18 protein-coding genes are annotated in these 14525 nt (G+C 71.1%); 16 read left to right on the top strand and 2 right to left on the bottom strand.

The window, feature by feature from the left end; all coding sequences use genetic code 11:
• The first annotated feature begins 98 nt into the window (after positions 1-98).
• The 10 genes from ABD987_RS38080 to ABD987_RS38035 all read left to right on the top strand — a co-directional run bounded on the left by ABD987_RS38080 (position 99) and on the right by ABD987_RS38035 (position 7373).
• Positions 99-428, top strand: a complete 330-nt coding sequence (locus ABD987_RS38080; protein WP_345406083.1) for a CD225/dispanin family protein — start codon at positions 99-101, stop codon at positions 426-428.
• A 127-nt stretch (positions 429-555) separates the two neighbouring features.
• On the top strand, positions 556-897 hold the full coding sequence (locus ABD987_RS38075; RefSeq protein ID WP_345406080.1) for a CD225/dispanin family protein: 342 nt from the start codon (positions 556-558) through the stop codon (positions 895-897).
• Positions 894-1346 (top strand): DUF2752 domain-containing protein, encoded by a 453-nt coding sequence (locus tag ABD987_RS38070; RefSeq protein WP_345406077.1) that lies wholly within the window; start codon positions 894-896, stop codon positions 1344-1346. Before ABD987_RS38075 ends, ABD987_RS38070 begins: the two co-directional genes overlap by 4 nt.
• 215 nt (positions 1347-1561) lie before the next feature.
• Positions 1562-2698 (top strand): RDD family protein, encoded by a 1137-nt coding sequence (locus tag ABD987_RS38065; protein WP_345406074.1) that lies wholly within the window; start codon positions 1562-1564, stop codon positions 2696-2698.
• Positions 2699-2770: 72 nt separating this feature from the next.
• Positions 2771-3244, top strand: a complete 474-nt coding sequence (locus tag ABD987_RS38060; protein WP_345406071.1) for a CD225/dispanin family protein — start codon at positions 2771-2773, stop codon at positions 3242-3244.
• Positions 3245-3293: 49 nt separating this feature from the next.
• On the top strand, positions 3294-4055 hold the full coding sequence (gene recO, locus ABD987_RS38055) for a DNA repair protein RecO (protein WP_345406068.1): 762 nt from the start codon (positions 3294-3296) through the stop codon (positions 4053-4055).
• 41 nt (positions 4056-4096) lie between these two features.
• Entirely contained in the window at positions 4097-4930 is an 834-nt protein-coding gene (locus ABD987_RS38050) for an isoprenyl transferase (protein WP_345406065.1), read from the top strand.
• The gene (locus ABD987_RS38045) at positions 4927-5343 is read left to right on the top strand and encodes a hypothetical protein (protein WP_345406062.1); all 417 of its coding nucleotides are present in this window, start codon (positions 4927-4929) and stop codon (positions 5341-5343) included. Before ABD987_RS38050 ends, ABD987_RS38045 begins: the two co-directional genes overlap by 4 nt.
• A 243-nt stretch (positions 5344-5586) precedes the next feature.
• The gene (locus tag ABD987_RS38040) at positions 5587-6606 is read left to right on the top strand and encodes a permease (protein WP_345406059.1); all 1020 of its coding nucleotides are present in this window, start codon (positions 5587-5589) and stop codon (positions 6604-6606) included.
• Entirely contained in the window at positions 6603-7373 is a 771-nt protein-coding gene (locus ABD987_RS38035; protein WP_345406056.1) for a TIGR03943 family putative permease subunit, read from the top strand. Before ABD987_RS38040 ends, ABD987_RS38035 begins: the two co-directional genes overlap by 4 nt.
• Positions 7374-7427: 54 nt before the next feature.
• Here the strand turns inward: ABD987_RS38035 and ABD987_RS38030 are convergent, their stop codons facing one another.
• Positions 7428-7841 (bottom strand): Fur family transcriptional regulator, encoded by a 414-nt coding sequence (locus tag ABD987_RS38030; protein WP_345406053.1) that lies wholly within the window; start codon positions 7839-7841, stop codon positions 7428-7430.
• 163 nt (positions 7842-8004) lie between these two features.
• Complete coding sequence (locus ABD987_RS38025) at positions 8005-8382, bottom strand: ArsR/SmtB family transcription factor (protein WP_345406050.1); 378 nt, start codon at positions 8380-8382, stop codon at positions 8005-8007.
• 293 nt (positions 8383-8675) lie between these two features.
• Between ABD987_RS38025 and ABD987_RS38020 the strand changes: the two genes are divergently transcribed.
• From ABD987_RS38020 to ABD987_RS37995, 6 genes are all read left to right on the top strand, one after another.
• On the top strand, positions 8676-9761 hold the full coding sequence (locus tag ABD987_RS38020) for a hypothetical protein (RefSeq protein ID WP_345406047.1): 1086 nt from the start codon (positions 8676-8678) through the stop codon (positions 9759-9761).
• Positions 9762-9766: 5 nt separating this feature from the next.
• Entirely contained in the window at positions 9767-10408 is a 642-nt protein-coding gene (locus ABD987_RS38015) for a class F sortase (RefSeq protein WP_345406044.1), read from the top strand.
• A gap of 85 nt (positions 10409-10493) precedes the next feature.
• Positions 10494-11156 carry a class F sortase gene (locus ABD987_RS38010; protein WP_345406040.1) on the top strand — a complete coding sequence of 221 codons (663 nt, stop codon included), beginning with the start codon at positions 10494-10496 and terminating at the stop codon, positions 11154-11156.
• A 92-nt stretch (positions 11157-11248) separates the two neighbouring features.
• Positions 11249-12637 (top strand): glycine--tRNA ligase, encoded by a 1389-nt coding sequence (locus tag ABD987_RS38005; protein ID WP_345406037.1) that lies wholly within the window; start codon positions 11249-11251, stop codon positions 12635-12637.
• Positions 12638-12837: 200 nt separating this feature from the next.
• Complete coding sequence (locus tag ABD987_RS38000; protein WP_345406034.1) at positions 12838-13782, top strand: ABC transporter ATP-binding protein; 945 nt, start codon at positions 12838-12840, stop codon at positions 13780-13782.
• Complete coding sequence (locus ABD987_RS37995) at positions 13779-14516, top strand: ABC transporter permease (RefSeq protein ID WP_345406031.1); 738 nt, start codon at positions 13779-13781, stop codon at positions 14514-14516. The genes ABD987_RS38000 and ABD987_RS37995 overlap by 4 nt, the downstream gene beginning before the upstream one ends.
• Positions 14517-14525 lie beyond the last annotated feature (9 nt).

The raw sequence follows: 14525 nt of genomic DNA, 5'->3' as shown, positions 1-14525 counted from the left end.
GGAGGAGAGGTCTTACAGTCTCACCTCCGGCATGGGGCGCTGATCGGGCAGCGCGCCGGGCCGCTACCGCACGTACACCGAAAGGGACATCGAGAACAATGACCGAGAACCAGGGCCTGCCCAACTACTCCGGCGGCCAGGGGGGCGGCTACCAGCCCGGGCCGCCGCCCAGCAACAACCTCGTGTGGGCCATCCTCACCACGATCTTCTGCTGCCTGCCGTTCGGTATCGTCTCGATCGTCCAGGCGGCCAAGGTCAACGGCCTGTGGGCGCAGGGCGAGCAGACCGCGGCCCAGGAGGCGGCGAACTCGGCGAAGAAGTGGGCGATCATCTCCGCGGCGATCGGCGCCGTGTGGATCGTGCTCGTGGTCATCCTGTCGATCGCCGGGGTGTTCACCTTCGGCGGCACCATCAGCACCCGATACTGAGGTACCGCGCCCGTGCGTTACCAATCCGACTACAGTCACGGCGGAAACGGGTGGCCGGGAGCAGCTCGGTCGCGGCCCGTGTCCGCCGGCTTCCGGCCGGATCGGTAACACCCAAGCAGGGGGCTAGATGACCTACCAGTACCCACCGCCCTACCCGCCCGGCGGGCAGCAGCCCTACGGTGGTTACCCGAACTACGGGCCGCCGCCGGACAACAATCTCGTGTGGGCGATCCTGGCCACCGTGTTGTGCTGCCTGCCGCTCGGGATCGTCGCGATCGTGAAGTCGAGCCAGGTGAATTCCCTGTGGTTCCAAGGAATGCACGTGGAGGCACGGAAGGCGGCCGACGACGCGAAGAAATGGGCGATGTGGTCGGCCATCAGCATCGGGATCATCCTGCTGCTCTACGTCATCTTCATCGTGGTGATGCTCGTGATCGTCGGTACCTCGGTCAAGGGGTTCACCCCGTGACCACCACCGTCTACACGGGATTCCCGGCGCGGGGCTGGCGTGCGAAGACTCGCGCGCTGGCCCCGCCGCTGGCCGTCGCCGCGGGCGCCGGGGTGTGCTGCGTCGCGGTGTGGCTCGGCGACCCGACCACGCCCGGCGGCCCGCTCCCGGTCTGCCCGACCAAGGCGCTGCTGGGCATCGACTGCCCCGGCTGTGGCGGGCTCCGGATGGCCTACAGCCTGTTGCACGGCGACATTCCCGCCGCGCTGCACTACAACGCGGTGTCCTTTGTGGTCGTTCTGCTGTTCGTGTGGAGCACTGCGGGCTGGGCGGTCGGTCGGCTGCGCGGCAGACCGGTGAACAGCTGGCTCCACTGGCGGTGGACCCCGCTGGCCTTCGCCGTGGTGTTCGTCGTGTGGTTCGTCGTCCGCAATCTGCCGTTCGCCCCGTTCACCGGCCTGTACGTCTGATTCCCGCCGATTCGGCGGCACCCGGGAACCGGCGGCGCGCCCGGCGCGTCGGACCGGGTTCAGCCGTTCGCCCGGCATCGGCGCCTGCCGTGTGTAACCCTTTCGGCACCGAGTACGCTCCGCGAGCCGGACGGGCGGTGGGCAGTGCCGTACATTCGGCCCGATTCCCGCACGAGAACCGTGCGGGGGAGCGACCAGCGAGGGGGAAAGACCCGATGACCGATCCCTACGGCCAGCAGCCTCCCGGGCAGCAGCCGTTCGGCCAGCCGGCGCCGTTCGGGCAGCCGCAGCCCGGTCAGCAGGCCCCGTTCGGCCAGCCGGGCCCGTCCGCGCCCTACGGCCAGCCCGCCCCGTTCGGGCAGCCTCCGGCGTTCGGCGGACCGCCGAACAACCTCGCGAACTGGGGCCAGCGCGTCGGCGCCTTCCTCATCGACCTCGGCCCGATCATCGCCATCCAGCTCATCGGCTATCTGGTGATGATCGGCTCCGTCGCCGCGGGCTCGATCCTGCTCGGCCTCGGCGGTCTCGCCGGGCTCGGCTGGACCGTCTACAACCGCTGGATCCAGGGCGGGAACACCGGTCAGTCGCTCGGCAAGCGGATCCTGAAGATCAAGCTGGTCAAGGAGGACACCGCCCAGCCGCTCGGCGCGGGCGGCGCGTTCCTCCGCGACATCTGCCACATCCTCGACAGCGCCATCTGCTACCTCGGTTTCCTGTGGCCGCTGTGGGACGACAAGGCGCAGACCTTCGCCGACAAGATCGTCGGGTCCATTGTGGTCACCGCGGACGGCGTCCCCGGCGCGATGCCCGGCGCCGGGTCGTCCCCGTTCGCCGGCGCGCCCGCGCAGCCGCTCGGCGCCGGGGGATACCCCGCGCCGGGACAGCCGCCGCAGCCGTTCGCGACAGGCCCCCAGCCGGGTGGTTTCGGCCAGCCGCAGACCGGCGGGTTCGGGCAGCCGCCGCAGGCCGCGCCCCAGCCGGGTGGCTTCGGTCAGCCCGCCACGCCCGGCCAGCCGCCGCAGGCGGGCGGTTTCGGCCAGCAGCCGCAGGGGGCGTTCGGCCAGCCGCCGCAGCCGGGTGGCTTCGGCCAGCCCGGCGCGCCCGGCCAGCCGCCGCAGCCAGGGGGCTTCGCCGCGCCGCAGCCGCAGCCCGGCCAGGACGAGCCGGAGCGCACCCAGGTGCTGCGTCCGGGCGCCGCCGCGCCGGAGGTGCCCGGCGGCGAGCAGGCCGAGCGCACCCAGGTGGTGCGGCCGGAAGCTGCCACCGGCGCCGCCGGGGCCGACGAGACACAGAAAATCCAGCCCGGCGGGATGCCGCCACATCAGCCCGGCCAGGACCAGCCCCCGCGGTAGCGGGGACCGGCACCGGTCACCACCGGCGGGGAGTGCCCGCCGGAAGATCACGAGTAATTGGGGAAGACCGTCATGACCAATCCCTACGGCCAGCAGCCCGGCCAGCAGCCCTACGGCCAGCAGCCGGGATACCCGCAGTCGGGCGGAATGCCCGCGCAGTCCGGCGGGATGCCCGCGCCGTACGGCCAGCCTGCCCCCTACGGGCAGCCGTCGCCGCCGTACGGCCAGCCCGCCTTCGGTGGTGGTCCGGGGATGCCGCCCGGTGGTGGCGACATCAACGCCATCAAGGACTACAAGGGCTGGGCGATCGGCTGCATCTTCCTGTTCTGGATTCTCGCGATCTTCGCGATCATGAAGTCCAACGAGGTCAACACGTACAAGGCCCAGGGCAACTACATGATGGCGGAGCAGGCGTCGAAGACGACCAAGACGCTCTGCCTGATCGCCACCATCATCGGCGGCATCAGCTGTGTGCTGAGCATCGTGTGGATCATCGTGGCGATCGTGGCCGCCTCGAGCGTCCGCACCTACAGCTACTACCACTGATCCGGGGTCGCTCCGCCCCGATGTCGTCCCCGGATGGGACGATGTCGGGGTGGTGAACCTCTATCGCGACACCGGAGTGGTGCTGCGGACACACAAGCTGGGTGAGGCCGACCGGATCGTCACCCTGCTGACCAGGCGGCACGGCAAGGTCCGGGCCGTCGCCAAGGGCGTCCGCCGCACCTCGTCGCGGTTCGGGGCGCGGCTGGAGCCCTTCGGGCACGTCGACGTCCAGTTCTACACCGGGCGCACGCTCGACGTGATCACCCAGGTCGAGACCGTGGACGCGTTCGCGCTGCCCCTGGTCGCCGACTACCAGAGCTACACCGCGGCGAGCGCGATCGCCGAGACCGCGGACCGGCTTTCCGCCGAGGAGGGCGAGCCGGTGCTCAAGCTGTACCTGCTCGTCGTGGGCGCGCTGCGCGCGCTGGCCGGTGGCGAGCGGGACTCCTCGCTGGTGCTCGACGCGTTCTTCCTGCGCGCGATGTCCTACGCGGGCTGGGCGCCGGCGATCACCGAATGCGCCCGCTGTGGCCTGCCCGGTCCGCACGCGGCGTTCAGCGTCGCCGCAGGCGGGTCGATGTGCCAGGACTGCCGCGTCCCCGGGTGCGTGCATCCCGCTCCCGAGGTGCTGATCCTGCTCAACGCGCTCATGCACGGTGAGTGGGCGGTCGCGCAGGAGTCGGTGCCGGTGGTGCGGCGTGACGCGAGTGGCCTGGTCGCGGCGCATCTGCAGTGGCATCTGGAACGTCAGCTCCGTTCGCTGCCGCTGGTCGAGCGGCGTGCCAGGGAGGCCGCGGCACCGGGCCAGTAGGGTCGTCGGCGACGAACCACCGGTTTTTTGGAGGGTACGAGGTGCTGCGCAGGGGACGCGAGACGAAGGCGTCGCGGTACGAGCTGCGGGCGCCGGATCCGCACCCGTCCGGGGCGCGGCCGCCGGAGATCCCGCGCGAGCTGGTCCCGAAGCACGTCGCGCTGGTGATGGACGGCAACGGCCGCTGGGCCAACCAGCGCGGGCTGCCGCGGATCGAGGGGCACAAACGCGGCGAGGCCGTGATGATCGACGTCGCGAGCGGCGCGGTCGAGATCGGCGTCAAGTGGCTCTCGGTGTACGCGTTCTCGACCGAGAACTGGAAGCGCAGTCCCGAAGAGGTGCGGTTCCTGATGGGCTTCAACCGCGACACCATCCGCCGCCAGGTCGACTACCTCGGCTCGATCGGCGTGCGGATCCGCTGGGCGGGGCGGCGGCCGAAGCTGTGGGCGAGCGTGATCAAGGAGCTCCAGGTCGCCGAGGAGAAGACCAAGGACAACACCGCGCTCAACATGACCATGTGCGTCAACTACGGCGGGCGGGCCGAGCTGGCCGACGCGATGCGCCGGATGGGCCAGGACGTCGCGGACGGGAAGCTGAACCCGGACAAGATCAGCGAGCGCGTCCTCGGGAAGTACCTTTACCAGCCGGACATGCCGGACGTGGACCTGTTCCTGCGGCCCTCCGGCGAGCAGCGGACGTCGAACTTCCTGATCTGGCAGTCGGCCTACGCGGAGATGGTCTACCAGAACACGCTGTTCCCCGACTTCGACCGCACCCACCTGTGGCGGGCCTGCCTGGAGTTCGCGAAACGCGACCGCCGCTTCGGCGGTGCTGTCGACCAGGCCGCGGAGGACGCGCCGGAGGGGACCTCGTGAGCACCACCGAAGCGGCGGAGACGGCCGACCTGCTGACGCGGGCGCGCGAGGGGCTGGAGCGCTACCTCGAAGTGCGTGTCGACGACGACGGCGTGCTGACCTTCTCCCACAACGACGTGCCCTGCGTGGTCCAGGCGAGCATGCTCGCGGACGGGCTCGCGGTGCTCAGCATGACCTGCGTGATCGCCTGGGACCTGCCCGACGAGGACGCGATCGCGGCCGCGGTGGCGCGGCGCGCGGGCGAGGGGCTGTTCGGCACGCTCGGGGTGTCCCGCAGCGAAAAGGGCGTCGACGTCACGTTGCGCTACGCCTTCCCGGCGCGGGGGATGGAACCCGCGCCGCTGGGGACGCTGATGATGCTCGTGGTGTCGACCGCTTCACAGCTGAGGACCGAGCTTCCCGGCCTCGGCTGAGGAATCGTCCTCGTCGCTGAAGGACGCTTTCAGTGCGTTGGCCGTGCTGAAGGACGCCTTCAGTGCACTGAGCGCACCGATGGCGTCCTTCAGCACCCGGGCGCCGGGACTCGCCACCAGCAGCGACCGCAGTGGGCGACCACAGAGGAAAAATCCGGGCGAACGGAGTTTCGGTGGCCGAAACGGGCGTCGATCCTCCGCTCGCCCGCGAGCGTGTCGGACCGGCCTGGCATCATCGCGACCGTGGAAACCATTTCCAACAACCCCGCCGGTCCGGCACTGACCCGGCGCCGGTTCCGGATCTCCTCGATCGAGGTCCTGTGCGCGGTCCTGCTGATCGCGATCCTGGCCCAGGGCTGGCTGCAGCGTGTGTTCGACGTGCCCGCGCTGCGCACCGGCTCGACGGTGTTCGTGGCGGTGTGCGTGCAGGCGCTGCCGTTCCTGGTGCTCGGCGTGCTCATCAGCGGCGCGATCGCGGCGTTCCTGCCCGCGCGGGTGCTGCGCGGGCTGCTGCCGCGGCGGACTGCCGCCGCGGTGGGTGTCGCCGGGCTCGCCGGGGCCGCCCTGCCGGGGTGTGAGTGCGCCTCGGTACCCGTGGCCAGACGGCTGATGGGGCAGGGGGTGGCGCCCGCGGCGGCGCTGACGTTCCTGCTCGCCGCGCCCGCGGTGAACCCGGTGGTGCTCGTGGCCACCGCGGTGGCGTTCCCGGGGCGGCCGGAGATGGTGCTCGCGCGCTTCGCGGGTTCGCTGGTGACGGCGATGGCGATGGGCTGGCTGTGGGCGCGCTGGGGCAGGCTGGAGTGGATCACCGAGCGGGCGCTGAAACGGCTTCCCGAGGTCGAAAACGGTGCCCGGTGGCGGGTTTTCGCGGAGACGGCCCGCGCGGATCTCGTCGAGTCGGGCGGGTTCCTCGTGCTCGGCGCGTTCATCTCCTCGGCGCTGAACGTCCTGGTGCCGGCGCGGTGGTTCGGCGTGCTCGGCGAGCAGATCGTGCTCGGCGTGCTGGTGATGGCCGTGCTCGCGGTGGTGCTCGCGCTGTGCAGTGAGGCGGACGCCTTCGTGGCCGCGTCGCTGTCCGCGGTGCCGCTGCTGGGGAAGCTGGTGTTCCTGGTGGTCGGACCCGCCGTCGACGTCAAGCTGTTCGCCCTGCACGCGGGCACCTTCGGCCGGTCGTTCGCGCTGCGGTTCGCCCCGGTCACGTTCGTGGTGGCGCTGGTGTGCGGCGTGCTGGCCGGGGTCGTGTTCCTGGGAGGTGTTTCGTGAGGCGGGAAACCCAGAACGTCCTGCTGATCCTGCTCGGCGGGGCGCTGGTCAAGATCGCGCTCAACGGTGACTACCTGCGCTACGTCAAACCCGCGCAGCAGCCGTGGATCATCGCCGGTGGCGCGGTGATGGTGGTGCTCGGCGTGGTCGCGATCGTGCGTGACGTGCTGGGGGCGCGGGCCCAGGCCCGGCCGTCGGCACCGGGGGCGGCGCCCGGTCCGCCGGGTGACGCGCACGGACACGGGCCGGGGGAGGGGCACCACCACGCGGCGCGGTCGGCGTGGCTGCTGGTGCTGCCGGTGCTGGCGGTGTTCCTGGTGGCGCCGCCCGCGCTCGGCGCCGACTCGGTGACCAGGACCGAGGCGAGGGCCCCGCAGAGCGCCGCCGCGGCCGACGCGGCGGTGTTCCCGCCGTTGCCCGCGGATCCCGTGGTTTCCCTGCCGCTCAACCAGTTCGTCAGCCGGGCGGGCTGGGACCGCAACGGGACGCTGAACGATCGCACGGTCTCGCTGTCCGGATTCGTCGTGCACTCCGGCGGCGGCACGCTGCTGGCCCGGCTGGTGATCACCTGCTGCGCCGCGGACGCCTATCCGGTGACCGCCCGGCTACGGGGCGGGGATGCCGGGCACCTCGCGACCGACGCCTGGATCGAGGTGACCGGCCGGGTCGTCCCCGGCACCGCGACGAAGGCGAACGGCTACACCCCGGATTTCGCCGTCGCCACGGTGAAATCCATCCCGGCCCCGAAGGACCCCTACGAGTACTGACCTCCGCATGCCCCGAAGGAGTCCTTCAGGGCACTGGAGTCCACAAAGGACGAATCAGTGGTCGGCGCAGAGGCCGACGATCTCGACGGTGTGGCTGATGTCGGAGAAGCCGTGTTCGGCGGCGACCTTCTCGGCCCAGCGTTCCACCGCGGGACCCTCCACCTCCACGGTCCGTCCGCACACCCGGCACACCAGGTGATGGTGGTGGTGCGCCGAACAACGCCGGTAGATGGCCTCGCCGGACTCGGTGCGCAGGACGTCGATCTCCCCGGCCTCGGACAGCGACTGCAGGGTCCGGTAGACCGTGGTCAGCCCGATGCCGTCGCCACGCCGGCGCAGCTCGTCGTGGAGTTCCTGCGCGGAGCGGAAGCCGTCGATGGTGTTGAGCAGGTCGACGACCGCGGTCCGCTGCCGGGTGGAGCGGCGGCCGGGCACCGGGGTCGTGCCGCGGGGCGCGGCCTGGCTCATACGATCGACTCGCTTCGTGAGAAAGTACGGAATCCCTGGTGGCGCGTGGTTTTCCCGGTTCGCCCGCAAGCGTCGCTCATGCGATCGACTCGCTCCGCGAGACAGTGTCCGATTTCCTTGGGCGCATGACACCCAATGATTCGCTCGCAAGCGTCGCTCATGGTCACTTCCCTTCCTGGACGTGTGCCACCGCGTCGACGACGATGTGCGAGAGATGGTCGTCGGCCAGCTGGTAGACCACCTCGCGGCCACGGCGTTCGCCGCGGACCACGCCCGCCGTCTTCAGCACACGCAGATGCTGGCTGATCAGCGGCTGGGCGACGTCGAGGGCGTCGACCAGCTCGTGCACGCAGCGGTCGGCCTCGCGCAGTTGTAGCACGATCGCGATCCGGACCGGGGCGGCGAGTGCCCGCAGCAGGTCACCGGCGTCGGCGAGGGTGGCGGCCGAGGCCGTCACCGCCGGGGCCGCGCTCGGCTGGCCGGGGGTGTGCGTGCCGTCGTCGTCCGCCAGGGCGGCCGCATCCGGGGTCACCGTCGCCATGTCGAGCCTCCGCGCCTTCACCGTGCCCGGCCGGTCCGGACCATGATTTCCGTAGTCATTGCCGATAACGGCACCGGCTATCCTAGTGTTCCCGTGAGTGACCGCCGTCTGGTCGTCGACGCGCGGAAGGTACTAGTCCGTTCAGGTGACATCGGGGAGAATCGGTGGTTCCGCTTCGCAACCTGTGGCGGACGGTGCAAGGTTGTCGCGAGGAGCTTCCGCCGGGCCGTGGTACCGGCGGTTCGTTCGGGTCCGGCCGGAGCGGAGGCAGTTGGGGCATCATGAGGCGTTTCGTGACGAAGTCCGCGGCGTCGGCGCTGGTCGTGCTGGTGGCGGTCCCGGGGGTGGCCTCGGCGCAGGCACCGCAGCAGGTGGACGAGAAGACGGGCCCGGTGTCGTTCGCCAACATCGCGTCGGTGCGCATCGGCGCGGGCGGCGGCCAGCACGGTGGCGCCCTGATCACCGAGACCCAGCGGTCGCCGTTGAGCCCCGGCCAGTCGAAGCTGTCGGCCGACCGCGTCGCGGTGCCCAACAACGACGGTGAGAAGGCCACGCTGGGCGGTCACTACCAGATCGACCTCGGCAAGTTCGCCGGCGCGTCGGCCAGCGCCTACCCGGCCGCGATCGCCAGCCGCGACCACGAGGTCACCGCCGCGCTGCAGCAGAGCACCGTCCCGACCGCGGTCGCCGAGACCAACTACGCCATCCGCGACAACTGGCAGGGCGGCGAGAAACCGCTGGACAACACCGTGCTGGTGTTCGAGGGGGCGCGCAGCGCGGTCGACTGCGCCGCGCCGGGCCGGACCACGGCCACCACCGCCGTGGCGAAGCTCTGGGTCCGCGGCACCGACGGGACGCTCGCCCCGGCCGCCGTGCCCGGCGGCGGGTCCGCCCTGCAGGTGAAGGACCTGAAGCTCGGCCCGCCCGGTGACGTCCCGCAGGCCAGCAAGGAGAAGACCACCTCGGACGTCACGGTGTCCCGGGTCACCGCCTTCGACCAGCTGGTCCGCCAGGACGGCTGGCGCGACGGGGACGTGACGGCGGTCGGGGGCTGGCGCGTCGACATCACCACGCACGTGCGCAACGACCAGAACGTGAGCATGGAGGACGTCAAGACGAACGTCGTCCTCGGCGGCGTCAGCTGCTCGATCCCGAAGAGTTTCGTGGCCAGGCCCGCGGGTGGCACCGGAACCGGCGCGACCGGGCAGCAGCAGCCCACGGTGCCGACCCAGGTCCCGGCCGGGTACGTCGCCGCGGCCGCGCCGGAGGACGGCTTCCGTCTCCCGCTCGGGTTCGGCCTGCTCGGCGGCGGTCTCGCCTTCGCCGCGCTCGCCGTCGTGCTGGGCCGTCGCCGCCGCGCGAAGGCGGAACAGGGATAGCACGCGTGCCGCGCATCGGTCTGGCCGCGCTGTCGGCGGTGGTGGCCGTGCTCGCGATCGCCGCGGGGGTGATCGTGCTGACCTGGGTGCCCGCGACCCCGATCGCGGCCGTCGAGCCGCCGCCGGGATCGCTGCCCGGTGAGGACGCCGCGCCCGCGGTGCTGCCGGTGGACAACTCGGCGCCCGGGCAGCAGCGCCCGGGCACCGTCGCGCTGCCCGGTGGCGGCGCCGCCCGGCTGGTCCGCACCGAGGTGACCCGCACCGGTGTCCTCCCGATCCCGCGCGGGCTCGGCGACGCCGCCTGGTGGGGCGCGCGGCTCGGCGCCGCGCACGGGGCGTCCGTGCTGTCCGGGCACGTCAACTGGGCGGCGGCGAAGGGCCCGTTCGACGAGCTGTGGCGGATGCGGGCCGGGGACAACGTGAGCATCGTCGACGCGAAGGGCGGCCGCTGGCTGTACCGGGTGACCGGCGTGGCCACCGTCGCCAAGGGCGACCTGCCCGCGCAGGCCCAGCGCGTTTTCGGGCAGGACGGGCCCCATCGGTTGGTGCTGGTGACCTGCGGTGGCGACTACGTCGGCGGCACCGAGGGCTACGACGAGAACCGGATCGTCACCGCGGCGCTGGTCTCCCGCCCTGACGGCGGTTGACGGCCGGGAAATCCGAGGCAACCACCCGGGCGGCACACGGCATGTCCTGTTATGCCGATGCACCCGAGTGAAGGAGCCCGACCCGATGACGTTCCCGTCCAACTCCGCGACCGGCGCCGCGCCGAAGAGCGCTTCCCGGCGCTGGATCCTCATCGCCGCCGCGGTGCTCGTGGTGGCCGCGGTGGTCACGGCGCTGCTCGTATTCACCGGAAAGGGTGATCCTGTCGCCGCGAACGGGACGGCAGGGGCTCCCGTGCCCGCCTCGGCGGCGGCCGCCGGGCACGGCGGTACCGACAGCGGGAAGGTGCCCGGTGTGCTCACGCTGCCCGGCGGCGGGACCGCGAAGGCGGTGCGCCAGGACCTCACCGAGGACGGGACGCTGCCGATCCCGCAGGCCCTCGGCGAGGCCGCGTGGTGGGGCGCGAACCTCGGCGCCGACCACGGCGTCGCGGTGCTCTCCGGGCACGTGAACTGGAAGGGCGCCAAGGGCCCGTTCTACGAGCTTTGGCAGGTCAAGGCGGGTCAGGACCTCGCGCTGACCGACACCTCCGGCGGCCGGTGGACCTACCGGATCGACACCGCCGAGACCGTGCACAAGACCCAGCTCGCGGAACGTTCGGAACAGCTGTTCGGGCCGGACGGCCCGCATCGGCTCGTGCTCGTCACATGTGGCGGTGAGTACGTGGGCGGGAGCACCGGGTACGAGGACAACCGGGTCGTCACCGCGTCGCTCGTGTCGCGTCCGTAAGCCGGTCACCTCGCCGGAAGGGCCGCGGGGGCGGGCGGATACGCTAGTCCTTCGAGTCCGATAACCGTCCCCGCATGCTTCCGGAGCGTGGAGTGCCCGCCAATATCATTGAATCCGTCGTCAGCCTGTGCAAGCGTCGTGGCTTCGTCTTCCCCAGCGGAGAGATCTACGGCGGCACCCGGTCGGCGTGGGACTACGGACCGCTCGGCGTCGAGATGAAGGACAACATCAAGCGCCAGTGGTGGAAGACCGTGGTGCAGGGCCGCGACGACGTCGTGGGCATCGACTCCTCGGTGATCCTGCCGCGCCCGGTGTGGGTCGCCTCCGGCCACGTGGGCGTGTTCACCGATCCGCTGGTCGAGTGCCTGTCCTGCCACAAGCGCTTCCGCGCCGACCAGCTCGCGGAGGAGTTCGCCGGGCGCACCGGCAAGGAGACCAGCGAGGACGACCTGTCCGAGGTCCCGTGCCCGAACTGCGGCACCCGCGGCCAGTACACCGAACCGCGTGACTTCAACATGATGCTCAAGACCTACCTCGGCCCGGTGGAGTCCGACGAGGGCCTGGCCTATCTGCGCCCGGAGACCGCGCAGGGCATCTTCGTCAACTTCCTCAACGTGCAGACGACGGCGCGGAAGAAGCCGCCGTTCGGCATCGGCCAGGTCGGCAAGTCCTTCCGCAACGAGATCACGCCGGGCAACTTCATCTTCCGCACCCGCGAGTTCGAGCAGATGGAGATGGAGTTCTTCGTCGAGCCGGGCGAGGACGAGACCTGGCACCAGTACTGGATCGACGAGCGCACGAAGTGGTACACCGACCTCGGCATCAGGTCCGAGAACCTGCGCCACTACGAGCACCCGAAGGAAAAGCTCTCGCACTACGCGAAGCGGACCGTCGACATCGAGTACCGGTTCGACTTCAACGCGGGCCAGGAGTGGGGCGAGCTGGAGGGCATCGCCAACCGCACCGACTTCGACCTCACCACGCACTCGAACCACTCGGGTGTCGACCTGTCCTACTTCGACCAGGCCACGAAGGAGCGTTACCGCCCGTTCGTGATCGAGCCCGCCGCCGGTGTCGGCCGGTCGATGATGGCGTTCCTCGTCGACGCCTACCACGAGGAGGAGGCGCCGACCGCCAAGGGCGGCGTCGAGAAGCGCGTGGTGCTCAAGCTCGACCCCCGGCTCGCGCCGTTCAAGGCCGCGGTGCTCCCGCTCTCCCGTAACGCGGACCTCACGCCGCGGGCGAAGGAGGTCGGCGCGCTGCTGCGCAAGCACTGGAACGTCGACTTCGACGACGCCGGTGCGATCGGCCGCCGCTACCGTCGCCACGACGAGGTCGGCACGCCGTTCTGCGTCACGGTCGACTTCGACACGCTCAACGACCAGGCCGTCACCGTGCGCGAGCGGGACAGCATGGCCCAGGAGCGCGTCGCGATCGACAAGCTCGAGTCCTATCTGGCGGCCCGCCTGATCGGCTGCTGACCCAGCGCGGTCCATGCGCCCCAATGTGGCGTTCGGTGCGTTGGACGCACCGAACGCCACATTGGGCGCGTTGAGCGCACCCAATGCCACATTGGGGCGCTTTGCCGACCGCGAGAGGTGACCATCCCTGACAGACGTCATGGTGAGGTCGTGACGGTTGGGCTGCGAGCGGGGCCGCCTCCGGCGGCAGGCTCGAAGGCATGGGAACACGAGAGATCAGCCGCGACCCGGCGGTCGCGGCGGGGGCCGCGGTGCACCTGACCGGGCTGCGGAAACACTACGGCGAGGTCCGCGCGGTCGACGGCGTCGACCTGACCATCGCGCCCGGCGAGGTGGTCGCGCTGCTCGGTCCGAACGGCGCCGGGAAGTCCACCACGGTCGACCTGCTGCTCGGACTGTCCACACCGGACTCCGGCACCGCGTCGGTGTTCGGCAGGACGCCGTTCGACGCCGTCCGCGCGGGCATGATCGGCGCGATGCTCCAGGGCGGCGCGCTGCTGGAGGACCTCACGGTCGGCGAGACCGTCGGAATGGTCGCCGCGCTGCACCACCGGCCGATGCCGGTACGCGAGGCCCTGCGCCGCGCCGGGATCGAGGACCTGGCGAACCGCCGCGCCACCAAGCTTTCCGGCGGTCAGAAACAACGGGTGCGGTTCGCCGTCGCGCTGGTGAGTGATCCGGACCTGCTGGTGCTCGACGAGCCGACCGCGGCGATGGACGTCGGCACCCGCCGCGAGTTCTGGAAGTCGATGTACGAGTTCACCGACTCCGGGCGGACCGTGCTGTTCGCCACCCACTACCTCGAAGAGGCCGAGGAGTTCGCCGACCGCGTCGTGCTGCTGCGGGCCGGGAAGATCGTCGCCGACGGGTCCGTCGCCGAGGTCCGTGCCCTGGCGGGGGGACGCACGATCCGCGCCGGCGTGCCGGGGGCGACCGAGCCGGTGATCGCGGCCCTTCCCGCGATCACCGGCTACGAGCTGCGTGGCGACCGGGTCGCGATCTCCAGCGCCGACTCCGACACGACGTTGCGGGCCCTGATGGCCGCGGTTCCCGCCGTGCACGACATCGAGATCGGCGCCGTCGGACTGGAAGGCGCCTTCCTCAGCCTCACCGGAGACGAGACGGACCAGGAGCCCACCCGATGAAACTGTCCTACTTCGCCATCGAGATCCGGCGGGTGTTCCGCGCGCCCCGGTTCCTGCTGTTCGTCCTCGGCCTGCCGGTCATCATGTTCCTGTTGCAGGCCAACGTCTTCACCAAGGACACGCCCGATCACGCGGCGGTGGTCGCCGTGGTGATGGTCAGCATGATGACCTGGGGGACCTTTTCCGCCGCGATGACCAGCGGCACCCGGCTCGCCGTCGAACGGGCGAGCGGCTGGCAGCGGCAGCTGCGGCTGACCCCGCTGTCCGGCGCGGGGTACCTCGGCGGGAAGGCGGTCTCCGGCATGCTGGTCGGGCTGCCCGCGCTGATCCTCGTGCCACTCATCGGCGTGCTGTTCCAGGGGGTGCACCTCGACGCGGCGGGCTGGCTGCGGATCGTGGCGGGCATCTGGCTCGGCACCATCCCGCTGGTACTGCTCGGCCTGCTGATCGGCCAGTTCGTCACGCAGGAGTCGATGCAGCCGGTGAACATGCTGCTGATGCTGGCCATGGGGTTCCTCGGCGGGCTGTGGATCCCGATCGAGGCCATGCCGGGCTGGATGCACGACGTCGCCCAGATCACCCCGACGTACTGGATCGTCCAGCTGGTGCGGCCCGCGGTGACGAACACGATGCTGGTGGGTTTCCCGGCCGCTCTCGGCGTGCTCGCGGCGTGGACCGTCGTGCTCGGGGCGCTCGTGATCAGGCGTTACCGTAAGGACAGCGCCCGGGTCTGACCGGGATCA

Origin of the sequence: Amycolatopsis samaneae (genome assembly GCF_039541975.1) — a bacterium.
Classification (GTDB): domain Bacteria; phylum Actinomycetota; class Actinomycetes; order Mycobacteriales; family Pseudonocardiaceae; genus Amycolatopsis; species Amycolatopsis samaneae.
The sequence above is the reverse complement of the archived record's forward strand: the minus strand, read 5'-3'. Positions and strand labels throughout refer to the sequence as shown.